The organism is Pseudoalteromonas qingdaonensis, assembly GCF_038739665.1.
GTDB lineage: Bacteria > Pseudomonadota > Gammaproteobacteria > Enterobacterales > Alteromonadaceae > Pseudoalteromonas > Pseudoalteromonas qingdaonensis.
Genome location: NZ_JBCGCU010000002.1, coordinates 110,620 through 135,442 on the forward strand (window position 1 = coordinate 110,620; position 24,823 = coordinate 135,442).

Sequence of the window (24,823 nt, forward strand, 5' to 3'; positions counted from 1 at the left end):
ATACTCACTCTAATACGGGTAAGATTTTATTTACCTTATGGTAGGTTTCCTGATATTCCAAATCAACATGTGAGTCCGCGACTATGCCGCCGCCGGCCCAGCAGTAGAGCTTATTGTCGTTCGCAACCAAGGTGCGAATGGTAATGCTGGTGTCCATATCGCCACAGGCGCTGAGATAACCGATAGAGCCGCAATAGGCGCTGCGTCTGTGTGGCTCCAGCTCTTCGATGATCTCCATGGCGCGGATTTTCGGCGCGCCTGTGATAGAGCCACCGGGGAAGGCAGCGCGTAGCTGATCTATGGCGGTTTTACCTTCGGCCAGTTGGGATTGCACCGTAGTGACCAAATGGTGCACCGCCGGGAAGCTCTCGATAGCAAACAGTGAGGGCACGGTGACGCTGCCGGGTTTAGCCACCTTACCTAAGTCGTTACGCAGCAAGTCCACTATCATGACATTTTCGGCGCGATCCTTTGGCGAGCTCGCAAGTTGCTCGGCCAGTGCCTTATCTTCTTCGGCGTCCTTACTGCGTGGCAATGTGCCTTTAATGGGCTTGGTTTCCACCTGCTTGTCTTTTACCTCGATAAAGCGCTCCGGCGAGATGGACAAAATGGCGCCCTGGGTTAGGCGAATAAAGGCTGAAAAGGGCGCTCTGTTATGCTCGCGCAGGCGCTGATAGGCTTGCCATTCGCAGCCCTGGTACTGGGCGCAGAAGCGCTGTGCCAGATTGATTTGGTAACAATCGCCGCTGCGCAAATAGTCTTGAATTTTAGCAAATTGCTGCGCATAAAAGGCATAACTCATATTCGATTGCCACTTTGAGCTCAGGGCAAAGTCACCGGCCTTTGGGGTCTTATCAAGCTGGGTGAGGTATTTTTGTAACCCGGCTTCGGCGTCGATACTAGGCTGCGCCAGGTAATACCATTGCTTGGCAGCTTTATCAAAAATGAGCGCATCGAGATACAAACCGATTTGCATCTCGGGCAGGTGAATATCTTTTTCTGCAGTTTCCGGCAGACGCTCCAATAAGCGACCCAGATCATAGCCAAAATAGCCAAGCCAACCGCCGTTAAAGGGCAGGCCATAAGGGGCTCTGTCCTGGCATAGTTCGCCGAGCTCGGCCTGCATTTGCACAAAAACATCTTGATCTAGGGGCTGGTTGTCCAACATGGCCTTGCCATCTTCAACACTGAGCCACTTGGTGGGGGCAAAGGCGATAATGTCATAGCGACTATTGACATGGCTATCGCTTGCCGAGTCGAGGAAAATAGCCCCCGGCAAATGGTGAAAATGGGTAAAAACATCACAGGCTTGTGCCTGTATTGGCGCCTTGATGCAGTGCAATTGCGATTTTGTCATTATCTTCAACTCGAAGAGCTAGCCCGAAACGGGCTGGGAGGGTATCATAAGTTACACTTTTTCAGAAGTCGCGGTCTCTCACCGTGCGCACGTCACCGAGTTGTCGTGCCTGCCATTGCTTGTTAATGGCACCACGACCCAGTATGAAGGAAGATTTATGAGCACTATTCGTCAGCAAGACTTCATCGACAGCATTGCCGATGCGTTGCAGTACATTTCGTTTTATCACCCATTGGATTTTGTTCAGGCGCTTGAAAAAGCATATAACAAAGAGCAAAACAAAGCGGCAAAAGATGCCATTGCGCAAATCCTAATTAACTCTCGTATGTCTGCTGAAGGCAAACGTCCACTGTGTCAGGATACGGGTATCGTAACCTGTTTCGTAAAAGTGGGTATGGACGTAAAGTGGGATAAAACGGACATGACGGTGCAGCAAATGGTTGACGAAGGTACCCGTCGCGCTTACCTGAATCCGGATAACCCACTGCGTGCCTCTATCGTTGCCGATCCTGCCGGTTCACGTAAGAACACCAAGGACAATACGCCATCTGTTGTGCATATCGACCTGGTACCAGGCGCTGAAGTGGAAGTGATGATCGCCGCTAAGGGTGGCGGCTCTGAAAACAAAACCAAGATGGTCATGCTTAACCCGTCTGACGATGTCGCCGAGTGGGTTGAAAAAACCTTACCAACCATGGGCGCAGGCTGGTGTCCACCGGGCATGCTGGGTATAGGTATCGGCGGTACCGCAGAAAAAGCCGCGGTACTGGCAAAAGAATCTCTTATGGATCCGGTTGATATTCACGAGCTAATGGAGCGTGGCGCCGAAACTACAGAAGAAAAACTGCGTCTGGAAATCTTTGAGCGTGCCAACAAAACCGGTATTGGCGCCCAAGGTCTGGGTGGTTTAACTACGGTTGTTGATATCAAGGTTAAAACCGCACCAACGCACGCGGCCTCAAAGCCAGTGGTGATGATCCCTAACTGTGCGGCGACCCGTCACGTACATTTCACGCTAGATGGCAGCGGCCCGGCCGACCTTAAAGCGCCAAAGCTTGAAGACTGGCCAGAAGTGACCTGGGAAGTTGGTGCAGACACACGTCGCGTAAACCTTGATACCCTGACTAAAGAAGATATCAAAGAGTGGAAAATGGGTGAGACCGTGCTACTAAGCGGTAAAATCCTCACTGGTCGTGATGCTGCGCACAAACGCCTGCAAGGCATGATCGAAAGCGGCGAAGGCATGCCAGAGGGCGTGGACTTCACCAACAAATTTATCTACTACGTAGGCCCGGTTGATGCCGTTGGCGACGAAGTGGTAGGCCCTGCAGGTCCAACAACTTCAACGCGTATGGATAAATTCACCGATCTGATGCTGGAGAAAACCGGCCTTATCGGCATGATAGGAAAAGCAGAGCGTGGTCCGGCAACCGTTGAGTCAATCAAAGAAAACAAAGCGGTTTACCTGATGGCCGTCGGCGGCGCCGCTTATCTGGTTGCTAAAGCAATTAAGAAAGCTCGCGTGGTGGCGTTCGAAGACCTGGGTATGGAAGCCATCTACGAATTTGAAGTAGAAGATATGCCTGTAACCGTAGCGGTAGATAGTGAAGGTGCCAATGCGCATACTCAAGGTCCAGCTATTTGGAAAGCAAAAATCGAAGAACTAGACGGCGCTTTAAAGTAATGTCTAAACCTTAGAAAAAGAGCGCTTTGGCGCTCTTTTTTATGGAGAAAAATAATGATAACAACAACTCGTATCGCCGCCGCATTGGCGCTAAGTGGTCTCAGTCTCAGTGGTTTCAGTCAAAGCGCTCAAGCCGATGTACTGACGGTAGATAAACTTAATAGTCTAAACAAAATTCACAGCGTGGCGCTGTCACCGGATGGTCATACCCTGGTCTACGCCATTAAAACGCCTGAGGGTAGTGAGCTTTACGCCCAGGCGTTAAACGCCGCTGGCGCCATGACTCAAGCGCAATCGCAACAGGTAAAGCAATTAACCTACAGCGCCGGCACCGAGTCGGACGTGAGCTTTAGCGCCGACGGCAAGGGCATCTATTTTCTATCGCCGCGTTCTGGCTCACAGCAGCTTTGGTATTTGCCATTAGCCGGCGGTGAAGCCAAGCCCGTCACTCAATTCCCACTGGATATCGAAGGTTATCGCCTGAGCGCTGATAACCGCTCCTTGGTGGTGACGTTCGATGTGTATCCCGAATGTGACACGCTTGCCTGCTCGGTTGATAAAGACAAACAGCAGCAGAGTGTTGCCCATAATGCACAGGTCTACGATAGCCTGATGGTGCGTCATTGGGATCACTGGAATGATGATAAGGTCAGGCATTTATTTGTTGCCAGCATGGGCAAGGAGATCATTAAAGATGCCAAAGATCTGACGCCGCAATGGCAAACCGATGTGCCGGCCAAACCCTTTTCCGGCATGGAAGAAGTAGCTATCAGTCCGGATGGGCAAAAGGTAGTCTTTAGCGCCAAGGTGAAAGCCAAGGACAATGCCTGGAGCACCAACTTTGACTTGTTTGAAGTAGCCATTGAAGGCGGTGCGGTGCGTAACCTGACCGAGGAAAATAAAGCCTGGGATTCAAGCCCGCAGTTTTCCAGTGATGGTCGTTACCTTGCCTATAAGGCCATGAGTAAACCCGGCTTTGAAGCGGATAAGTTTACCCTGCAATTGATAGACCTGCGCACCGGTGAGCGCCAGCCCATGGCACAACAGTGGGACAGAAGCGTCGACAGCTTTAGCTTTGGTCCTAATGGCCGTGCCATCTATGCCACCGCCAAAGATTTAGGACAAACCAGCTTATTTGAAATCAGCACCGCCTTTGGCGATGTGCGCAGCCTGTTCTCCGACGGTTACGTCGGCGATGTGCAGGTGCAGGGTCAGCAGATCATCTTCTCCCGCCATGCCCTTAATTCCCCCAAAGACCTGTATCGTATTAATCGCGATGGTGCCGGATTAAGCCAGCTGACTCAGGTGAATAAAGCCAATCTGGAAACCCTACAACTGGGTGAGACGGAGCAATTTACCTTTACCGGCGCCAACGATGAGCAGGTGTATGGCTATTTGGTTAAACCGGCCTTATTCGACCCGCAGCAGCGTTACCCACTGGCGTTTTTAGTGCACGGCGGTCCGCAGGGCTCATTTGGTAATATGTTCCATAGTCGTTGGAATGCACAGTTGTGGGCGGCACAAGGCTATGGCGTGGTGATGATAGATTTCCATGGCTCGGTGGGCTACGGCCAGGAATTCACCAACTCTATCTCCCGGGATTGGGGCGGTAAGCCGCTTGAGGACTTACAAAAAGGTCTAGCCTATGTGAAGAGCAACTATAAGTGGCTTGATACCGATAACGGCTGTGCGCTCGGCGCCTCTTACGGCGGTTATATGATGAACTGGATAGCCGGCAACTGGCCAACGGGCTTTAACTGCCTGGTGAACCATGCTGGTTTGTTTGATATGCCGAGTTTCCATCAAAGCACCGAAGAGCTGTGGTTTGCCGAGCATGAAATGGGTGGGCCGTTCTGGGCCAAAGACGCGGACTATAAGCGCTATAACCCGGCTAACTTTGTTGAAAACTGGCAAACCCCCATGCTGGTGACTCAGGGCCTGAAGGACTACCGTGTGCCTTATGCACAAAGCTTGGGTGCCTTTACTACCTTGCAACGTAAGGGCATAGACTCGCGCCTAGTGGTCTACCCGGATGAAAACCATTGGATCCGTAATCCGGATAATTTGAAACACTGGTATGAGCAAGTATTTGCCTGGATGACGAAGTACACTCAGTAATATCATCAAGTCTGACCAGTAACCTTAGGCTGGCGCTTTTTCGGCGCCAGCTCCCACCAGATCAGGGTTAGACAATTCCCAAATGCGTATTAAAATATTTACATCATTATTGCCGTTGACGTAAACGTCACTACCTAAGGGGTAGATGTTATTACTAAGCTGGCTTGAAGTGGTTCCTAAATTTACTTTTTGGTGTTTGTTTGCATAAACTTTTCAAATTACCAAGTTAATCGGGATAGGATATTTGCATTGTTAACCAGCTGCGACTTTATCATCTCATTGAGTGGCAAGGGGCGTGACTTAGTGATAGAGTCAGCGGCAATTTCAGCGCACCCGTATCTCGGGTATAAAGTTCGGAGAATAATAGTGGCTGTTTTTAATCAAGTTGACTTCGATAACCACGAGCAGGTGGTATTTTGTAGCGATAAAGAATCAGGCCTTAAGGCGATTATCGCAGTTCACAGCACTAAGCTAGGTCCAGCGGTAGGCGGTTGTCGTCTGTGGAACTACGCCAGTGATGAAGACGCAGTAACGGACGTTCTGCGCCTGTCTAAGGGCATGACTTACAAAAACGCGGTAGCGCGTTTACCGTTCGGCGGTGGTAAGTCAGTGATCATAGGTGATGCGAAAACAATTAAATCGGAAGCCTTGTTCCGTGCCTTTGGTAAGCAGCTAGAGCGTTTAGGTGGTAGCTACTACTCGGCCGAAGACGTAAACATCACTACCGGTGATGTTATGATGATGCACAAAGAGACCAACTATGTAATGGGTCTTGAAGGCAAAAGTGGTAACCCTTCGCCTTTCACCGCACTTGGTACTTTCCTAGGTATTAAAGCAGCATATCAGCACAAGCATGGTCACCAAAACCTTGAGGGAGTCAAGGTTGCGGTACAGGGTTTGGGCGCGGTTGCTTACGACCTATGTAAACACCTGCACAATGCCGGTGCCGAGCTATTTGTAACTGATATCAATGAAGAGTCGGTTGCTCGTGTTGTTAACGCGTTCAACGCGACTGCCGTGGGCATTGATGAAATCTATGACCTGGATGTGGACGTATACGCACCTTGTGCCCTGGGCGCAACGGTAAACGACAACACCATTGCACGCCTTAAGGCAAGCATCATTGCCGGTTGTGCAAACAACCAGCTAGCCGAGTCTCGTCACGGTGAAATCCTGCGTGAGAAGGGCGTTCTATACGCACCGGATTACGTGATCAACGCCGGTGGTATCATCAATGTATACTACGAGACCAAAGAAGAAGGCTACAGCGCCGAAGCGGCCACTAAGCACGTTGAGGGTATCTACGATACCCTTATCGAAATCTTCCAACGTTCAGACGTTGAGCAGGTTTCTACCCATGTGGTTGCCAATGAACTGGCAGAAGAAATTATTGCCAACGGGCTTTAATATCTTCTTATGCCAATTCTGTTAAGTATGTGATCAGATATAGCGCTGGATAAATGATGTGATAACAAGGCGGAATTTTTCTTATGTAGTTTTCTACATCGAAAAATTCCAACACAGTTAGCACGATATTTAGCCCGCTAGAATGATTAGCTATTTAAGTGAATTGGTATTAATTGTGCGTAATTAATTGCGCCGCAATGATGAATAAGGCATGCTTCATAGCGTGCCTTTTTTATACGTAATTAGCTTATGTCATCATCCTACACTCACGTTGATTTAGATAACTGGGAAAGGCAGCAGCACTTCGCCTTTTTTAAAAATTTCCAACAACCTTACTTTAATGTGTGCGTCAGCCTTAGGGCCGAACCCTTGTACGATTATTGTCGCACCCAACAAAAGTCGTTTTTCTTAGCCTATCTTTATTTAGCCCATATCAGCGCCGCCGAATATTGGCCCATGGGTCTGCGTATTGTTGATGGTCGTCCGGTGCATTGTGCCAACCCCAGCATCAGTGTGGTGCAATTGGCAGACGATGACACCTTCCGTTTTAGTTATTTACCTTTGGTGCAAGGTTTTAGCGAATATTGTCAGCAGCATGGCGAGGCCAAGACTCGAGCCTTAAAACAGCCCTTGTTTAGTGAAGGCTTTGCCGAAAGTGAAGGGCGCTGTGATTTAATTCATGTGTCCGTACTGCCCTGGCTTAATTTTTCTGCCTTTTCTCATGCCACCTGTGAGGGCAATGCCAGCGGTGTGCCTAAGCTGGTATTTGGCCAATATGATAAGGGCAGCGGCAGTATGACTTTGTCTTTAGATGTGCATCATGCGCTGATGGATGGCCTGCATAGCGGTCAGTTTATTGGCCAATTACAGCAGAAATTTCGCGACCCACAGCGTTACCTAACTGACTAGTTAACAGCTAAGCCAGTAAAAAGTGGAATTGGACGCTAAATGATCAGGTAATCCTTTGTAATTACACCTCAAGCGTGTAAAGTGATACGTTTAGATTTTGTTAATAACTGCCTAAAACAAAGAATTAAGAATTCATATAGGCTAGGTGCGGTTTACTTTTATTCCCATGACGTTAATTTTCAGCATATTTACTTTTGTATTTCTGGCCTTTGCTGCGTCTGCGCAGGCGGCCGAGCAAAACCCTGTGGGTGCCCCTAGCTCCGCAGTTGCTCCCGTGTTTGTAAATGCAGCGGTTAATGTCCCTGAAAATATTCCTCTTAGTCATTACTTTGCCGAAACCTGGGATACCCGAGACGGCCTCCCTCATAACAGTATTAATGCTCTGGCTCAGACGCCTGATGGCTATATTTGGGCCGGCACCTGGGAAGGGGTGGCACGTTTTAATGGTCGTAAATTCGCCCTGTTTACTCGCGGTGAAGAAACGGGTTTACCCGACTCCGGAATACGCAGCCTGAGCCTGGATAGCCAATCCCAGGAGTTGTATGTGGCTGGCTCGCGCGGCGGTGTGAGCAGCGTTAAGGGGAATTTTTGGCAGCCTTTGCCCACTGCTGCCTATATGATCAACTTTGCTCAGCGCGTAAGCGATGGCGCCTTATGGCTGGCGCTTGAAGATGGTGGCGTAATGCGCCGTTTCCAAGGACAAGAGCAGCACTTTCTCACCCAAGTCAGTACTTATCATGTGCTCGAGCAGGGTGATAAGGTGTGGGTGGCCAGCAGTGAAGGTTTATATGTTTATCAAAATGGACAAATGCAGCGCCCCTTGGGAACTAATAATGCTCTCAATGGCATGATTTATAAGTTGGCGCTGGATCATAACCAACGCTTGCTGGTGGGCGCTGAGCAAGGCATTTGGCGAGAAGCTAAGGGCGGCTTTAGCCTGTTGGACAAGGCTCTTAAACATGAATCGGTGTCGGCAATCATGGTCGATTACCGTGGCGATATTTGGTTTGGCACCATTAATCATGGCCTGTTCCGCTACAGCGAATTCGGTCTGGAAAAACTCGATGCCAATGTTGGCCTGCCGAGCAACCGTATTCTTTCTCTATTAGAGGATCAGGAACGCAGCATCTGGATTGGCACCAATGCTGGGTTGTTTCGCCTGCGCCAGGCCCCCTTTACCACTTTAAACCATTCTCGAGGGCTTTCCGGCGATTATGTACGAACCTTGCTTAGTCACAGCGATGGAGCCTTGTATCTGGGCACCAGTAATGGTCTAAATCGTTATGAAAATAGTCGCGCAACGCCCCTAGGGCAGCGCCCAGGCGCACCCATTTCGGTATTAAGCCTGACCTCCGGCAGTGACGGCGGTATTTTTGTCGGCACCTACACAGATGGCCTGATGTATTTTGATGGCACTAAGTTAACCAGTTATTTAAACCGCGACACCGGCTTGCCCAGCAATGAAGTGCGCGCCGTGTTAGAGCAGGACGATGGTGGCGTCTGGATAGGCACGGCTGCGGGTTTAGTGCACAGAGATAAGCGCGGCAAATTGCAGCTTTATACCGATGAATACGACTTACCCGGCAATTTTATTATGGCCTTAAGCGAAGACGATAAGGGGCGTATTTGGGTTGGCACCGGGGTTGGCGTGGGTTACTTCGAGCAGGGCCAGTTTAATCGCGTGTGGTTAGATGAACAATTCGATGCCGAGTATGCCTTTGGCTTTCTTATGGAGCCCGGCCTGGTCTGGATGGCCACAGATAGAGGCTTGGTACGTTATGATGGCGCGACCGGGCAATTGCGGAAGGTGGGCAAGGAGCAGGGCTTACCCGTTGATAAACTGTTTGCCGTGGTAGTGGATGAATTTGATCACTTCTGGCTCAGCAGTAACCGAGGTGTTATGCGGGTGAGCCGCGCAAGCATCATCGCCAGTATGGAGCAGCCAGAGCAGCAAATGGAATATACCTTGTTTGATCAGGGTGATGGCATGCTCAGCTCACAAGCCAATGGCGGCTCTCAGTATCCGGCTATTTTACATAAGGATAATAATGTCTGGGTGGCCACAGCGCGTGGTGCGGTCATGGTGGACCCTGATAAATTGACCCGTATGGCCAATATGGCCTTGCCGGTGAGCATAGAGGCGGTGCAGTTTGATAGTCACCCGCAACAGGTCTATCAAAATACCGTGGTTGATGTGTCCTCGGAACACAACCGTATTTCTTTTACCTATGCGGGACTTGGTTATGTAATGACCGAGCGTATCGAATATCAAACTCGCTTATTAGGCTACGAGCAGCACTGGGTTGACCGCGGCAATTTACATATCACCGAGTATACTAACTTGCCACCGGGCAGTTATCGTTTTGAGGTGCGTGCTCGATATCCCTATGGCAGTTGGCAATCCAGCGGCGCCGCTGTGGAGATTAAAGTAGCGCCTAAGCTCTGGCAGACCATAGGTTTTAAAATTGCTGTGGTGGCCATGCTGGTGCTGCTGCTGTTACTGTTTTACCGTTTGCGTTTCTATCACTTGAAGCGCTCTGAAGCGCACTTGAAAAAGCGGGTGAAGGAACAAACCCAGGTGCTGGCAAAACAGGCGCAGGCATTTGAGCATCAGGCCACTCACGACCAGCTTACCGGCATTGCTAACCGCCGTGCCTTTGACCAGTGGCTGGTGGCGCACTTTGTTCAGGCGCAACGTGACGAGCAGCCGCTGAGTATGCTGTTAATAGACATAGATCACTTTAAGCAAATTAACGATCAGTATTCGCATCTGATTGGCGATCAGGTGATTGTCTCCGTGGTGCAAGTTATCGCCAACTGTTTACCGCCACAAGCCCTGTTTGCACGTTGGGGTGGTGAAGAGTTCACCATCTTATTCCCAGGCCTTAATGAAGATGAAGCCCTGCAATGGGCACAGCGCATTCGCCATCAGGTAGCCAGTTATGACTATTCGATGCTGGCCAGTGGTTTGCAGGTCAGAGTTAGTATCGGCGCCGCCGATATCGACTGTGCGGTGAATGTCGATAGATTGTTATCCCACGCCGACAAAGCCTTGTATCTGGCCAAAGAGCAAGGCCGCAATCGCTGCCTGGGCCACCGCAGGGATTACCTCTTGTGCGAAGAGCAGCCTTAAACCAATTCACTTAAATAGCTGCTCACATACTCAACAGAATTGGTATTAGCGAATATCCACTACCTTGCTGGCTTTTTTATAACGAATTTGCAGGCCGCTCCAACTGGGTAACTCCCAACGTTTGGGTGGGTCTTTGCGCTCGCCGCTGTGATAATGAGCAATGACACGTTTGGCCTTAAATACATATTCGATATCTAGAGTCATCCCCGGCAGCACCAGTTGTAGCGGAAAGCGCTCCATAAATTCCTTACTCTGCCAGGGCTCAAGCCCTTGGTAATAAAGATCTTCCGCTTCAATAAGCATTAAATCTTCCTGGCTTTGAATACCTAATTCAACAAGTCTGGCTCGTAAATGCTCGCCAGCGGTGGCAAGGTTTTGCTCCTGCTGCTGATAAAGTAGATAGAGATTATGGTAGGCAAGGGCATCGCTCACCTGCTGAGCAACCCCGGGAAATAAGCTGCCATCTAATATCAGCTCGGTTAGTGCTGGCAGGAGCTGCTCATCGTCTACCCGGGTGTCCATGCTTCTAAGGGTAACTTGGGCATAGCTGTAGCTCAGGGTGGCTCTTATTTCACCCGCCAGTCCCTCGCCCGTATTTACCTCATCAGGATGCCAGTAATAATCGCTGAGTCTTGCTGTGGTCGGGGCAAATTCCAACACCTGCTTTAAGGTCAAGGGCGCGCATAAGGTTGCCAAAGTGTCGGCGTGTTTTTTACCTTTGCCCGCCAGCGCAAAGGTGGCCAGGACCAGGGCGGCTTCTTGGTCCTCACCAAGCAAGGAGTTTTTTGCTGGGCGAATTTCCAGCTCGCCATTGCCAAAGCCGCCGCGACGGTTATCTCGGCGCACAAAAATACAATCCGGGCGCACCCTGGCTATGGCCTGTATCAGCGCCTGATAATCGAAACTGGCGCAGCGTTCAAGCTCGGGCAATTGATAGGCCGAGCGTAAATAATTGCTGTAGGTTTGTGCTTCAGTCAGAGCCGTCTCCTCTATATGCAGGTACTCATTGCACTGGCCGCGCAGCGCGGCAATGCACAAGGCGATATCACTGTGCTTTAGGTGCTCACCCAAGGCCTTGGCTAACTCGGTGAGTGTGTCTTGGTTTGGCAGCGAATAAAGCTGCGCCGGTGTGGCGATCACCGCAGCCAAGTCTATCATGGCCTGACGCAGGGTGGAGCTGGGCATTTTTTCTATCAGATAACCTAGCTCTGCATCCACAGGCAGGGGATAAATGCGTCGTCCCAGCTCGGTGGCCAGGCCTTGCGCATCTATGGCATCGAGCTTGCTCAAAGTCTGTTTTGCCCGAGCCAGACTGGAAGGTGCCGGCGGTGTCAGTAGCTCAAGATTATCTATGGCGATACCAGCACAAGCGCTGGCCAAAACCAGCTCATCCAGGGCTTCGCGCTCTATCTCCACCGGTGTCTGTGCCAATAGCGGCGCATGTTCGCCAAAAAGCGCGATATAAAGACCCGGTGCGGTGCGCCCGCAGCGTCCCTTACGTTGTAGCTGCGAGTCTCTGGCTATGGCATCGAGCCCAAGCACGGTTTTGCCTTTGCGCAGATGAGTGCGCCGTTCAAGGCCGGAGTCTATTACACACTCAATTCCCGGTACCGTCAGTGAGGTTTCGGCAACGTTTGTGGCAAAGATAATGCGCCGCTGCGTGCCTTCTTGCATGGCGCAGCGCTGCTCGCTTACTGGGCTGGCACCATGCAGGGCAGTGCCCTCGGCGGGCAGGTCGCGACAGGCACTGAGGCAGCTGTTAATTTCTGCGCGCCCGGGTAAAAATACTAGGATATCTTTGCTGCTGTGCTCTAGGGCATAAGCGCAGGCCTCTCGCACCCGTGGAGCCAAGTCAAAACGTGAGGGCATACTTACGCTGCTGTCGGCCAGATATTCACAGTCGATAGGGAAGAGTCGGCCTTGGCTGTGCAGGGTTTTGGCGCTTAAATAGCCGGCCAAACGCTCATCATTGAGGGTGGCCGAGGTGACGATTAGGCGATGGCTTTTGTGCTGTTTTAGCAGCGCCAATAACAGGTCGGTATCCCAGCGACGCTCGTGGAACTCGTCCAGCATCACCACATCATAATCGCTGAGCCTATTTTCGAAAAACAAGCGCAATGCGACCCCTGGAGTGGCAAATACTACCTGAGTCTGTTCACTGAGCTGGGCCTCAAAGCGAATGGCAAAGCCAATGTCTTGCCCGGGTTTTTGTTGCTTTTGTCCTGCCAGATAGTCTGCCAAAGAAGTGGCGGCAATGCGTCTAGGCTGCACCACCAAAACGCGCCCTTGAGAGTTGGCCCATAGAGGTAAACAGGTTGATTTACCACTGCCTGTGGGAGCATGAACTATGACATTGTGGTGTTCGAGGGCGGCTAAAAAGGCCTGCTCTATGGCGTAGATGGGAAGCGTCATGATGCGTTTTATTTGTGAATTTGTGTCGTTGAGATTGAAATAGCGGGCTAAGGGTCATATTTACAAGTAACTATGTCAAGGAATTAACAGATGATAAATGTCGTATTGATAGGCCTGATGCTGGTTTTTGTGCTTGTGTATTGGCGCCAGGACGAGTTGCGTTTGCGCCTGTGGCGACGTAAATATCAAGGTGCCGCTTTAAGCCAGGCACAAAAGCAGTTGCTGCAAAGGGCTATGCCCATCTATCGCGCCATGACGGATGCGGACAGGGCCAAGCTGGAACGTCATATCTGTTGGTTTTTAGGAGAAAAGCGTTTTTTAGGTCGCGATGGCTTAAGGGTCAATGAGGCCATGAAGTTGGTAGTGGCGGCCAATGCCAGTCTGCTAATGCTCAATAAACCCTGGCCGCTGTACCCCAATGTTAAAGAGATATTGCTGTATCCCAGTGCCTATTATGCCGATGTGACCGAGCGCGATATGGCGGGCTTGGTGAGTTACCATCAGGTGGTGCGCGAAGGCGAATCCTGGCCTGGCGGCACCTTGGTATTAAGCTGGCATGATGTGCTTGAAGGTAACCGCTTGCCGGGTGATGGCCACAACCTGGTGTTTCATGAGTTTGCCCATCAACTCGACCAGGTGACAGGGCAAACCAATGGCACGCCCTTATTGGCAGACAGGCAAAGCTACCAGCGTTGGGGCGAGGTTTTTTCGCGCGCCTTTAATAAACTTAAAAGCCATATCGCCTACAATATGCCCCATGTGATGCACGGTTATGGTGCCACGAATGAGGCGGAGTTTTTTGCCGTAGCAACCGAAACCTTCATTGAAAAACCCCACCAAATGCGTCAGTTTGATGCAGAGCTTTTCAATATTTTGAGAGATTATTATCAGTTTGACCCAAGTGACTGGCAGCGCAGTTAGAGTGTAATTATTTATATACAAGATACTGCTTTTGTTAAGCTAAATGCACGAGCATGGCCTTGGTATTAGTCAGTTTATGTTGTTAATATGCGCGTCCTAGCGAAAAATCGTTGTTTTAAAGACAGTTCTCGTTAGGTGTACAGGGAAAGTTCGGATCTACATGGAATGTATGGTGCTCACTTGTTTTAGCCTACTAATGAGTATGCCACTTGGTGAAGGCATCAGCTGCAACACTCGCATTCTTCAGAACAGACTTTTCCTCACTCGTGAAATTCAAACCATCGTTAATTGATGGAGCATAAGGGAAAGACATGTTTAAAAAAACATTAGCTGCATTGGCATTGATTGGTACATCGTTCGCTTCACAGGCAAACTGGCAGGCGGGTGTAGGATATGTAAATCTATCTGACAGTGAGGGTGGTGATAGCATCAGCCTTGATGCTTTGGTTGGCTCTTTAGGTTACAAATTCAAGTCAGGTGAAAACTTTTACTTTATGCCTGAACTACGTCTAGGTACGGGTATGGGTGATGACGACCTATACGGAGTCAAAGTTGAAGTTGAAAGCTTTGTGGTTTTATCACTTCGTGGTCAATATGAGCTAGAGAGCGGTCTTTATCTTTATGGCGCTCCTTCTTACGCAAACCTTGAGGTTAAAGCATCAGGTTACGGTGAGTCTGCCACAGAAGACGAATGGGAATTTGGTCTAGGTGGCGGCATAGGTTACAACTTCAGCAACAACATGGCTGCAGAACTGTCTTATGAACAGTTTGATGGTGTTGATGTGGTGAGCCTTGCAGTGAAGTTTGATTTTTAATTAATCCTTCTCGCATAGCTATTGGAGCGTTTAGCAGGTAAATTTGTTAAACGCTCAACCTAACTACTTTCAAATTTACTCGTGTTTCGTAAATTTGAAACTTAGGCCGAGTATTCCCCCTCACTTATTTCTATCTCTGATTTTTGCCCATTAAGCCGATGTTGCTTCCCCTTTGCGATGGTTTTTGTTTTAGTAGGCAATGATAATAACTAAACCTAATCAGAGAATCATATGAAGACTCCATTATACAGCGCCTTGGCATTGGCTATCTCACTCGCTTTGCCAACGGTTCATGCTGATGAAGCCGCAAAAGATGATAAAAAATGGCAAGTTGACAGCCCTCAGGGTGAATTTTTAGATGCAAAAATCAGCGTCACCCAAGGTACTTGGATGAACGTGGATGTGTCACCCGATGGTAAAACCTTAGTGTTCGACCTTCTTGGTGACATTTACACTATGCCTGTTAGCGGTGGTAAAGCGACACAGCTAACATCAGACATCGGCTGGCAAATGCAGCCGCGCTTTAGCCCAGATGGCAAGCATATTGCGTTTACCTCTGACCAAGGCGGTGGTGACAACATTTGGATTATGAACCTAGACGGTTCGGAACAAACACAAGTTACTAAAGAGTCTTTCCGCTTGCTTAACAGTCCTGCTTGGAGTCCAGATGGCGACTTCATCGTTGCTCGTAAGCACTTTACTGCAAGCCGTTCACTTGGTGCGGGTGAGGTATGGATGTATCACAAAGCTGGCGGCTCCGGCGTGCAATTAACAGAGCGCCCGAACGATCAAAAAGACCTGGGCGAGCCGGCGTTTTCACCGGATGGCCGTTATGTGTATTTTTCTCAGGATGACACCCCAGGAAAGACCTTCCACTATTCCAAAGACTCGGTGCAAGGCATTTACAAGATTAAGCGTTATGACCGCGAAACCGGTGAAATCGACACTATCCTAAGCGGCACAGGTGGAGCCATTCGTCCAACGCCGTCGCCCGATGGCAAGACTTTGGCTTATATCAAGCGCGATGACTTCCAAAGCACGCTTTACCTTTATGATTTAGAGTCAGGTAAAGAAACCAAGCTATACGATAAACTTGAGCGTGATATGCAGGAAACCTGGGCCATTCACGGCGTATATCCAACCATGGCCTGGACCCCGGATAATGAGTCACTGGTATTTTGGGCCGGCGGTAAAATCCATAAGCTGGATGTAGATGACGGCGAGAGTGAAGAAATCGCTTTTGAGGTTGAAACCACCAAGTCAATTCAAAAGGCGCTGCGTTTCACGCAAAACCTGGATACCGATGAATTTGACGTAAAAATGCTGCGCAATGTGCAGGTATCGCCAGACGGTGAAACCGCAATTTTCGAGGCTATGGGTCATATCTACAAGCGCGACCTTGAATCGGGTAAGGTTAAACGCCTAACCAAGCAAGACGATCACTTTGAATTTTTCCCAACCTTCTCACGTGATGGTAAGCAAATTGCCTATGTCACTTGGGATGATGAGAAGCAAGGCAGTGTGCGTGTTGTTTCTGCACGCTCGGGCCGCGGTGACACCCTAACCACAGAGCCGGGCAAATACGTTGAGCCGGCCTTTAGCCTAGATGGTGAAACTCTGGTCTTTAGAAAATCATCCGGCAGCAGTTTGCTGGCGCCGGAGTGGTCGTTAAAACCGGGTATCTACGCGGTGAACATAGACGATCCCGAAAAGCCTGAGCTAATCACAGAGCACGGCTATCAGCCACAATTCGGTAAAGATAACGACCGTATCTACGTAATGAGCCCCTGGCCAAAACCGGCGTTCAGCGTTGTTGAGCTAGAGAGTAAGAAAATTCGCAAGTTATACGAGTCTGAGCATGCGACTGAATTCCGTATCTCACCAAACGGCGAGTACCTTGCATTTGCAGAGCGTTTTAAAGTTTTCGTAACGCCATTTGTTGAACGCGGTAAAACCATCAATATCGGCCCGAAAGACAGCCAATTCCCAGTGGAGCAATTATCTGTTCGTGCAGGTGAAAACATCAGTTGGAGTGGCGCGAGCGACCGTTTGTACTGGAGCCTAGGCCCAGAGCTTTATCATGCTTCCCTCGATGGCATCTTCAATATCAAAGCAGATGAAAATGCTAATTTCAAAGTAGAAAGTGGTGACAACATCGGCTTTAAAAAGGCCATGGCCGAGCCAGAGGGTATGATTGCTCTTGTCGGTTCCAAGGTGATCACGATGAACGGCGAGGAAGTCATTGAAAATGGTGTAGTACTAACTGACGGCAAGCACATTAAAGCCGTGGGTGCGCAAGGCGATGTAAGTATTCCAAAGGGAGCTGAAGTTATTGATGTAACTGGCAAAACAATCATGCCGGGGATTATTGATGCACACGCTCACGGTGGCCAAGGTAGCGATGAAATCATTCCTGAGCAAAACTGGAAGAACCTCGCAGGCTTGTCATTGGGTGTAACAACAATTCATGACCCAAGTAACGACACCACAGAAATCTTTGCAGCCAGTGAAATGCAAAAGGCTGGCGAGATTGTTGGCCCACGTATCTTCTCAACGGGTACCATTTTGTACGGTGCGAATATGCCGGGTTACACCTCGCATGTTGACTCACTGGATGATGCGAAATTCCACCTTGAGCGTTTACAAAAAGTGGGCGCGTTTAGTGTGAAGTCATACAACCAACCACGTCGCGATCAACGCCAGCAAGTGATTGAAGCAGGCCGTGAATTGGGCATGATGGTCGTCCCTGAAGGTGGTTCATTACTGCAGCACAACTTAACCATGGTTGTTGATGGTCACACGACTATTGAACACTCTATTCCTGTTGCCAATATCTATGAAGATATTCGCCAACTGTGGTCGCAAAGCGACGTGGCTTACACGCCAACATTGGGCGTGGCTTACGGCGGCATTTGGGGTGAGAACTATTGGTACGACAAAACAGATGTATGGAATCACCCACGTCTAAGCAAGTTTGTGCCTAAGAACCAGTTGTTACCGCGCTCTATGCGTCGTACTAAGGCGCCTGATCATCACTATAACCACTTCAATAACGCCCGTGTTGCCGGCGAGTTGCAAGACCAAGGCGTATTAGTGAATGTGGGTGCCCACGGTCAACGTGAAGGCCTGGCGGCACACTGGGAAATGTGGATGTTTGCCCAAGGCGGCATGACGCCTCTTGAAGTGATCCGCACCGCCACCATAGATCCGGCCAAAACCTTAGGTTTAGATAAAAACCTTGGCTCTTTGGAAGAGGGTAAACTGGCGGACTTGATTGTGATTGACGGCGATATTCTCAGCGATATTCGTCAGTCCGATAAGGTGCAATACACCATGATAAACGGTCGTTTATATGACGCCGAAACCATGACGGAAGTAGGTAAAAAAGCACGTACCAAGCTGTTTTTTGAATAACTCCTTCTCGGTTTAATATTCAACTTAGGCCCGTATTTTACGGGCCTTTTTTATACCTAAAAACTGGGCATATAGCTTGCCAGATATCCTGAATTACTTGCCTTAGGGGGCTGCTAGGGTACACTGGCGCCAGTATTTATTTTTAAGGATAACCATGAAAAATCTGGTACTTATGTTAACGCTATTGAGCGTGTTATTTACCGCCAGCTTCGATGCCCAAGCGCGTAAAAAGTTTGGTTCAAAACGCACTACGGGTAAAACCGAGCAAACACAAACCACGCAAAAGCAGCAAACCACGGACACCAAAACCGTGGCGGCGAAGAAAACTTCAAGCAAAAAAGGCATTATGGCCGGTGTGCTAGGCGGCCTGCTGGCCGGTGGCCTTATCGCTGCCATGATGGGCGATGATTTTGAAGGTATGCAACTGCTGGAAATTTTATTGCTGGCGGGCATTGGCTTCTTGCTGTTCAAGTTTATTCGCTCGGCGATGCGTAAAAACCAGCCGCGTCCCATGATGGCGACGCCACAAGGCCAGGCCTATGCAGGTCACGGTCAATGGCAGCAAAGCAGTGCCTCGGCTCAGGCTCAGCCGCAACCAAGCTCTGTGCCTATGCAACTGCCGCCAAACTTTGATCAGGTGGGCTTTATACGCGCCGCCAAAGAGCATTATGTCACCATTCAACAAGCCTGGAATGACAATAACCTTGAGCTGGTGTCCGAGTATTTAGCTCCTGAGCTTATCGAGGAATTTAAGGCGCTGCGCGCCGAGCAGGGTGAAGTGCTCACCGAGGTCTTGTTTGTTGATGCCAATATTGTCCGCGCCAGCTGCGACAATAATGTCTGGGCTATCAGCATTCACTTTAGCGGCCAGTATCAAGACCGTATCGCGCACTCTAAAGAGCGCATCGATGAGATTTGGCATATGGAGCGTAAAAACAGCGAAGCGGCGCCTTGGTTGATTGTCGGCACCGAAGACTTGGTTGATTAAGCTCACTGCTAATTTACTTTTAAAAGGCCGCATCTGCGGCCTTTTTAGTTTAATACCAATTCGTTAAGTATGTGATCAGAGATAGCGCTGGATAAATGATGTGATAACAAGGCGGAATTTTTTCTTATGTAGTTATTCTACATAGAAAAATTACAACGCTGTGAGCACGATATTTAGCCCGCTAGAATGATTAGCTATTTAAGTGAATTGGTTTAACTCACTCCTTGCTGACGGTAGTCCCGCGGCGATACGCCAAAATGGCCCTTAAAGCTGCGGCTAAAATGACTGACGCTGTTAAAGCCGGTTTCAAAGCAGGCATTGGTCACCGACTTGCCCTGATTGAGTAACAGCTGGGCCCGCTCTAAGCGGCGCTTAAGAATATAGGCTTGAGGGCTGACCCCAAAGCGCTGGCGAAAAGCGTTAAAAAACTTGCTGCGGCACATGCAGGCCAGGCTGCACAGGGTATCGACATCAATAAGGCCACCGAGATGATGCTCAATATGGGCCACCACAGCATGCCAAAGCGTGGCTTGAGGGTCTTGCTGGGCGCAGCTTAGTAACTTGCTATGCTCTTGCTCACGCAGTAAGCGCACCAGTAATTCGGTGCTGGCAAGCTCGATGAGTAAGCCTCTGTCCTTTTCATTTTCACTAAATGCCTCAATTAATCTTTGATACACGCCTTGTGTGCTGGCGCTGTGATTCAGTTGCAAGGTGGCGGTTTGCGTGGACGCCTCATTATCGCTTTGCAGGCGCATTTGCCCAGCTACCTGATGCAGCTTTTGGGTGTCTATTTCTATGGTCAAACAACGGGTCGGTGTGCTCAAGGTGGCGTCGGGGAAGTCTATGGCTACATGCTCTTGTGGCGCAATTACAAAGCTCTGTCCGGGGATAAAGTCCTGACCCTGACTCAAGCTCGAATGGTGCATTACTTTGCGCCCTTGGATCATGGCGCAAAACATAATTTCGTCGGCCTTAAAGGGCACACCGTCACTGTGCTCATAGGTGTCGTATAAACACAATTGCACGCCATCGGCGTTAAATACCGAGCGGTGATCGACCAAGGTATCGAGGCGCTCAATTGCATCTGGGTGTATGGCTGCTGGCATCGCTAGGCTCCTTTGCCGTGATCAAAGCATGCTCTAGCATGGCCAAAAAGTGTACTTGGAGTCAAGCAAGATGGAATGCTAATCAAGTTTTTATCACCAAACTGGTCTAGCGTTAAAGGGATTGCAGCAAAGAAGGACAATAACAATGATTTATGCAAAACCTAATTCAACCGACGCCGTGGTGTCTTTTGCCGCCCAATACGAGAACTACATTGGTGGGGCCTGGGTGGGGCCTGTGGATGGCAATTATTTTGATAACACCACGCCGGTGACAGGTGAAGTCTTCTGCCGAGTGCCGCGCTCGAACGATAAAGACATAGAATTGGCATTAGATGCGGCGCATCAGGCCAGAGCCGCTTGGGGCAAAACCTCGGTCACTGAGCGCAGCAACATGCTGTTGAAAATTGCCGACCGTATCGAGGCCAATTTAGAGCAGTTGGCGGTGGCAGAAACCTGGGATAACGGCAAGGCGGTGCGAGAAACCCTGAATGCGGATATTCCCTTGGTGGTGGATCACTTCCGTTATTTTGCCGGGTGTATTCGTGCCCAAGAGGGCAGTATAGGGGATATCGACGAAAACACAGTGGCCTATCATTTCTATGAGCCCTTGGGCGTGGTCGGGCAGATCATCCCGTGGAACTTCCCGCTGCTGATGGCTGCATGGAAACTGGCGCCAGCCTTGGCTGCTGGTAACTGTGTGGTGCTAAAGCCTGCAGAGCAAACTCCGGTATCGATTTTAAAGCTGGTTGAGGTCATAGGTGACTTGCTTCCACCAGGTGTACTTAACGTGGTTAATGGCTATGGCGCCGAGGCCGGACAAGCCCTGGCCACCAGTACCCGTATCGCCAAAATCGCCTTTACCGGCTCGACGCCTGTGGGTGCGCATATCTTAAAATGTGCCGCCGAAAACATTATCCCGTCAACGGTGGAGCTTGGCGGTAAATCGCCCAATATCTACTTTGAAGATGTGCTTGAGCAATCGGATGAGTTTATCGATAAATGTGTGGAAGGCGCGGTGCTGGCGTTTTTCAACCAGGGTGAGGTCTGTACTTGTCCATCGCGTTTATTGGTGCAAGAAAGCATCTATGATGAGTTTATCGCCAAAGTAGTGGAGCGTACCAAGCAGATTAAGCGCGGAAATCCCCTTGATACCGAAACCATGGTCGGTGCCCAGGCGTCGCAGCAGCAGTTCGATAAGATCATGAGCTACTTTAGCATAGGCCGAGACGAGGGCGCCGAGGTGCTTATTGGTGGCGATGCGGAGCATTTCGATAATGAATTTAGTCAGGGTTACTATATACAACCGACTCTGTTTAAGGGCACTAATCAGATGCGGGTATTCCGTGAAGAAATTTTTGGCCCGGTAGTGAGTGTCACCACCTTTAAGGATGAAGCCGATGCCATTGCCATTGCTAATGACACTGAGTTTGGCTTAGGGGCTGGTTTGTGGACGCGGGATATGAATCGGGCTTATCGCATGGGCCGCGCCATAGAAGCGGGTCGGGTTTGGACCAACTGTTACCACCATTATCCGGCTCATGCGGCCTTTGGTGGTTATAAGAAATCCGGAGTAGGGCGAGAAAACCACAAGATGATGCTGGAACATTATCAACAGACCAAAAACCTCTTGGTCAGCTACTCGGATAATGCTTTGGGTTTCTTCTAACCTGGGCTGTCTGATCTAGACTTTCTAGCTGGTTACCCAACCAACAAAAAAGGTGGCCTTGGCCACCTTTTTCATCTGTGAGCTTATTTGGTTTTTAAAATCCATTCGCTCAGCAGGCGTACACCGTAACCTGTACCGCCGACATTCACTTCGCCTTTGGCCTTGCTGGACAGGGCATTACCGGCGATATCTATATGTACCCAACGGGTGTCACCGGCAAAGTGTTGTAAGAAAGAAGCGGCAGTGGTTGCACCTGGGCCGCCCGAGCCGATATTTTGCAAGTCGGCAATATCCGACTTCAGCATGTCTTTGTAGCCCAGTGGCAGACGCCATACTTGTTCATTTACTACTTTACCAGCGGCGGTAAGCTCGCTGATAAGCTGATCATCTTCAGAGAATACGGCGCTGTAGCGATCGCCTAGGGCGCGTACCTTAGAGCCGGTTAATGTGGCTACATCCACCATGATCTCCGGTTTATAATGCTCGCGGGCGTACCACATGGCATCGCTCAGTACCAGACGACCTTCGGCGTCGGTGTTCACCACTTCTACGCTTAAGCCTTCTGCGGTGCGCAGCACATCACCTGGGGCAATAGCGTATTGAGAAACCATGTTCGCTGCCATACCCATTACCGCAACGACATTGACATCGGCCTTGCTCAGCGCCATGGCTTTAACCGTACCCAGTACCGCAGCGGCACCGGCCATATCTGACTTCATACGTGCGATAGACGGGCCGCTTTTAATGCTGTAGCCGCCTGAGTCGAAAGTAATACCTTTACCTACCAAGGCGATAGGCGCCTCATCTGAGCCCTTATAGTGGGCAACAACAAGGCGGGCGCCATGCTCACTGCCTCGACCAACGCCTTCTAAGGCGCCCATGCCCAGCTTTTTAAGCTGTTTTGGCTCAAGTACGGTTACCTTTACACCGTATTGCTCAAGGTCTTTAGCGGCTTTGGCAAAATCAACCGGAGTCATTTCCGTGGCCACTTCTGAGGTTAGATCGCGAGCTAGAAATACGCCTTGCTCGATATGAGCCAAGGCTTGGTAAGCTGCTTGAGCACGCTCGGCGTTAGCAACGCTAAAGTGGTAGCTGACGGTGGTTTTTTCTGCGTCTTTTTTATAGACATCGAAGCTGTGATCGCGAAGGTTGGCACCGTGGGCAAACTGGGCTGCCAGTTGCGCATTGCTTAGCTGGCCTTGTACGTCGGCAAAGGCCAAGTCAACCTGAGTGATTTTATCGGCTTTAAGTTGGCCATGAATATCACCGCCTAGTTTTGCCATGGCGGCGGCATTTAGCTCGTCTTTTTCACCTAAACCTACTACCAGAATACGCGCATAGTCGCTGCCAACAGGGGCAAGAACTTCCACTGTTTTACCGTACTCAGCCTCAAAGTCAGCGGCTGTCAGGGCTTTTTCCAGATGTGTTTGGGTGCTTTCGCTTAAACCTGCTTGTGGCTTAGCCTGCTCCTTGCTTTGTAGCAAAATTAGGGTGTTGTTATTGTTTTTGCCATCAAAGCTAAATTCGGCGGCGTACGCATTGGCTGTGCCCAGTGTGGCCAGGGCAATAGCGCTAAGAGTAAATTTACGCAACATGATAATGCTCTCCTTAATACCTAAATCGCGCGCATTTTTACCTTATTTTTAGACGTTTGATAACAAATAGTCGGCGAATGCCCCAAAAACACGGTTAGTGACGGGTAATAAGGCCAAAGTGGTGTGCGCAGAGTGTGAAAGCTACAGCTAAATGTGCGGTTAAAGCGAGAGCGAAAAACTATTCCTGTGATTTTCTTTGTGATTTTTTCTGCTTTTGCCAGCGTCGTCGAGCATAGCGACGCATATTTGCGATTTGATCCGTTTCATCGACAATTGAGCGGCCGATAATGGTCTCGATAATATCTTCCATGGTGATTAACCCTTGCCACGAGCCATACTCGTCATACACCAAACACATATGATGTTGCTCTGCTATAAGCTGGGTAAGTAGGTGTTTCAAGCTAGTATTGTTGGATACGACCTTAGCCGGTCGAGCAAAGTCAATTGCGTATTCTTTGTCGCCCACCATAATCAGATCTGATTTAAAAAGCATGCCGTGGGGAGCCTCATCTTTATCCAGGATGGGAAAGCGGGTGAACTGACTTTTGAGTACTTTGTCGCGAATATCGTCCAGCGGTAAGTCAGGTTTTAGCGTTTCACAGACGATCCGAGGCGTCATCACCTCGTGTACCTTGATGGTATGTAAATCGAGAATATTGCTGATCGCCCTGTGCTCGGTCTCATCGACACTACCAAGCTCGGTACCAAGAGAGGACAGAGCTTTAATTTCTGAGCGCAAGTCTTCTTCACTGGCGCTGCCACCGAGTAAGCGGGTGATTTTGTCTGAAATCCAAATAAAGGGTTTGAGTATCCAGATTAAGACGTTGAGTATTGGCGGCAGTACCACAGCTAGTTGGCGCCAGAACAGGGCGCCTATGGTTTTTGGGATAATTTCTGATAGTAATAGGATAAGAATTGTCATCACCGCCGAGGCTATACCCAGATAACCATTACCGAAGACGACCGTGACCTGGGCGCCAACCCCGGCAGCGCCGACCGTGTGAGCCACCGTATTGAGCGTAAGGATGGCGGCCAATGGCTGATCAATTCTGTCTTTTAGCTTTTTCAGTGCCTGATAGCGAAGGGGATTTTCTAATTTTTGCTTAGCGATATAGCTAGGTGTAATGGAGAGCAATGCCGCTTCTAAAATTGAGCACAAAAAAGACACGGCAATAGAGAGTACGGCGAAAGCAATGAGCAATAGCATAGATGGTTGTATAGGCCTGTGGAAAAGTAACTTCTTGTTAGTTTAGTTAACGATCTTTGGGTTAAAACAAAATAAGCAAGACACCCACTTA

Annotated in this window: 15 protein-coding genes; 10 read left to right on the forward strand and 5 right to left on the reverse strand. The window is 49.6% G+C overall.

The annotated features are described in order from the left end of the window. Window positions 1-4 precede the first annotated feature (4 nt). Window positions 5-1,357: an aminodeoxychorismate synthase component I gene (gene pabB / locus WCN91_RS02640; protein WP_342676011.1), complete on the reverse strand. Its 1,353-nt coding sequence runs from the start codon at window positions 1,355-1,357 to the stop codon at window positions 5-7. A 157-nt stretch (window positions 1,358-1,514) separates the two neighbouring features. On the opposite strand from pabB, the gene WCN91_RS02645 reads away from it, so the two are divergent. The 5 genes from WCN91_RS02645 (at window position 1,515) to WCN91_RS02665 (ending at window position 10,608) form a co-directional block, all read left to right on the forward strand. Next, entirely contained in the window at window positions 1,515-3,041 is a 1,527-nt protein-coding gene (locus WCN91_RS02645; protein WP_212546651.1) for a fumarate hydratase, read from the forward strand. Between the two features lie 54 nt (window positions 3,042-3,095). Continuing rightward, complete coding sequence (locus tag WCN91_RS02650; RefSeq protein ID WP_342676015.1) at window positions 3,096-5,159, forward strand: prolyl oligopeptidase family serine peptidase; 2,064 nt, start codon at window positions 3,096-3,098, stop codon at window positions 5,157-5,159. A gap of 366 nt (window positions 5,160-5,525) precedes the next feature. Beyond that, on the forward strand, window positions 5,526-6,566 hold the full coding sequence (locus tag WCN91_RS02655; RefSeq protein ID WP_342676017.1) for a Leu/Phe/Val dehydrogenase: 1,041 nt from the start codon (window positions 5,526-5,528) through the stop codon (window positions 6,564-6,566). A gap of 249 nt (window positions 6,567-6,815) precedes the next feature. Continuing rightward, window positions 6,816-7,475, forward strand: coding sequence for a CatA-like O-acetyltransferase (locus WCN91_RS02660; protein WP_342676019.1), 660 nt, complete (start codon window positions 6,816-6,818; stop codon window positions 7,473-7,475). A 166-nt stretch (window positions 7,476-7,641) separates the two neighbouring features. Then, window positions 7,642-10,608, forward strand: a complete 2,967-nt coding sequence (locus WCN91_RS02665; protein ID WP_342676021.1) for a ligand-binding sensor domain-containing diguanylate cyclase — start codon at window positions 7,642-7,644, stop codon at window positions 10,606-10,608. A 45-nt stretch (window positions 10,609-10,653) separates the two neighbouring features. Here the strand turns inward: WCN91_RS02665 and WCN91_RS02670 are convergent, their stop codons facing one another. Continuing rightward, window positions 10,654-13,020: a DEAD/DEAH box helicase gene (locus tag WCN91_RS02670; protein WP_342676023.1), complete on the reverse strand. Its 2,367-nt coding sequence runs from the start codon at window positions 13,018-13,020 to the stop codon at window positions 10,654-10,656. Window positions 13,021-13,110: 90 nt separating this feature from the next. Here WCN91_RS02670 and WCN91_RS02675 point away from each other — a divergent pair, with 90 nt between their 5' ends. The 4 genes from WCN91_RS02675 to WCN91_RS02690 all read left to right on the forward strand — a co-directional run bounded on the left by WCN91_RS02675 (window position 13,111) and on the right by WCN91_RS02690 (window position 19,158). Beyond that, window positions 13,111-13,941, forward strand: a complete 831-nt coding sequence (locus WCN91_RS02675) for a M90 family metallopeptidase (protein WP_342676025.1) — start codon at window positions 13,111-13,113, stop codon at window positions 13,939-13,941. Between the two features lie 311 nt (window positions 13,942-14,252). Then, a complete protein-coding gene (locus WCN91_RS02680) occupies window positions 14,253-14,756 on the forward strand; it encodes an outer membrane protein (protein ID WP_342676027.1) in 504 nt (167 codons plus the stop codon). A 231-nt stretch (window positions 14,757-14,987) separates the two neighbouring features. Next, on the forward strand, window positions 14,988-18,170 hold the full coding sequence (locus WCN91_RS02685) for an amidohydrolase family protein (RefSeq protein ID WP_342676029.1): 3,183 nt from the start codon (window positions 14,988-14,990) through the stop codon (window positions 18,168-18,170). 154 nt (window positions 18,171-18,324) lie between these two features. Then, a complete protein-coding gene (locus WCN91_RS02690; protein WP_342676031.1) occupies window positions 18,325-19,158 on the forward strand; it encodes a Tim44 domain-containing protein in 834 nt (277 codons plus the stop codon). A 212-nt stretch (window positions 19,159-19,370) separates the two neighbouring features. Here the strand turns inward: WCN91_RS02690 and WCN91_RS02695 are convergent, their stop codons facing one another. After that, window positions 19,371-20,264, reverse strand: a complete 894-nt coding sequence (locus WCN91_RS02695; RefSeq protein ID WP_342676033.1) for a helix-turn-helix transcriptional regulator — start codon at window positions 20,262-20,264, stop codon at window positions 19,371-19,373. Window positions 20,265-20,409: 145 nt separating this feature from the next. Here WCN91_RS02695 and exaC point away from each other — a divergent pair, with 145 nt between their 5' ends. Further along, a complete protein-coding gene (gene exaC, locus WCN91_RS02700) occupies window positions 20,410-21,930 on the forward strand; it encodes an acetaldehyde dehydrogenase ExaC (RefSeq protein WP_342676035.1) in 1,521 nt (506 codons plus the stop codon). Between the two features lie 83 nt (window positions 21,931-22,013). On the opposite strand, the gene WCN91_RS02705 is transcribed toward exaC, so the two are convergent. Together WCN91_RS02705 and WCN91_RS02710 are read right to left on the reverse strand one after the other, a co-directional pair. Next, window positions 22,014-23,525 carry a leucyl aminopeptidase gene (locus tag WCN91_RS02705; protein ID WP_342676037.1) on the reverse strand — a complete coding sequence of 504 codons (1,512 nt, stop codon included), beginning with the start codon at window positions 23,523-23,525 and terminating at the stop codon, window positions 22,014-22,016. A gap of 178 nt (window positions 23,526-23,703) precedes the next feature. Continuing rightward, window positions 23,704-24,732, reverse strand: a complete 1,029-nt coding sequence (locus tag WCN91_RS02710; protein ID WP_342676039.1) for a CNNM domain-containing protein — start codon at window positions 24,730-24,732, stop codon at window positions 23,704-23,706. Between the last annotated feature and the right edge of the window lie 91 nt (window positions 24,733-24,823).

Bases quoted from the DNA above. Each gene is read 5' to 3' on its own strand.
- WCN91_RS02665 (WP_342676021.1), top strand. From the start codon at position 7,642: ATGACGTTAATTTTCAGCATATTTACTTTTGTATTTCTGGCCTTTGCT.
- WCN91_RS02670 (WP_342676023.1), bottom strand. From the start codon at position 13,020: ATGACGCTTCCCATCTACGCCATAGAGCAGGCCTTTTTAGCCGCCCTC.
- WCN91_RS02685 (WP_342676029.1), top strand. From the start codon at position 14,988: ATGAAGACTCCATTATACAGCGCCTTGGCATTGGCTATCTCACTCGCT.
- WCN91_RS02695 (WP_342676033.1), bottom strand. From the start codon at position 20,264: ATGCCAGCAGCCATACACCCAGATGCAATTGAGCGCCTCGATACCTTG.
- WCN91_RS02650 (WP_342676015.1), top strand. From the start codon at position 3,096: ATGATAACAACAACTCGTATCGCCGCCGCATTGGCGCTAAGTGGTCTC.
- WCN91_RS02690 (WP_342676031.1), top strand. From the start codon at position 18,325: ATGAAAAATCTGGTACTTATGTTAACGCTATTGAGCGTGTTATTTACC.
- WCN91_RS02680 (WP_342676027.1), top strand. From the start codon at position 14,253: ATGTTTAAAAAAACATTAGCTGCATTGGCATTGATTGGTACATCGTTC.
- pabB (WP_342676011.1), bottom strand. From the start codon at position 1,357: ATGACAAAATCGCAATTGCACTGCATCAAGGCGCCAATACAGGCACAA.
- WCN91_RS02660 (WP_342676019.1), top strand. From the start codon at position 6,816: ATGTCATCATCCTACACTCACGTTGATTTAGATAACTGGGAAAGGCAG.
- WCN91_RS02705 (WP_342676037.1), bottom strand. From the start codon at position 23,525: ATGTTGCGTAAATTTACTCTTAGCGCTATTGCCCTGGCCACACTGGGC.
- WCN91_RS02675 (WP_342676025.1), top strand. From the start codon at position 13,111: ATGATAAATGTCGTATTGATAGGCCTGATGCTGGTTTTTGTGCTTGTG.
- exaC (WP_342676035.1), top strand. From the start codon at position 20,410: ATGATTTATGCAAAACCTAATTCAACCGACGCCGTGGTGTCTTTTGCC.
- WCN91_RS02645 (WP_212546651.1), top strand. From the start codon at position 1,515: ATGAGCACTATTCGTCAGCAAGACTTCATCGACAGCATTGCCGATGCG.
- WCN91_RS02710 (WP_342676039.1), bottom strand. From the start codon at position 24,732: ATGCTATTGCTCATTGCTTTCGCCGTACTCTCTATTGCCGTGTCTTTT.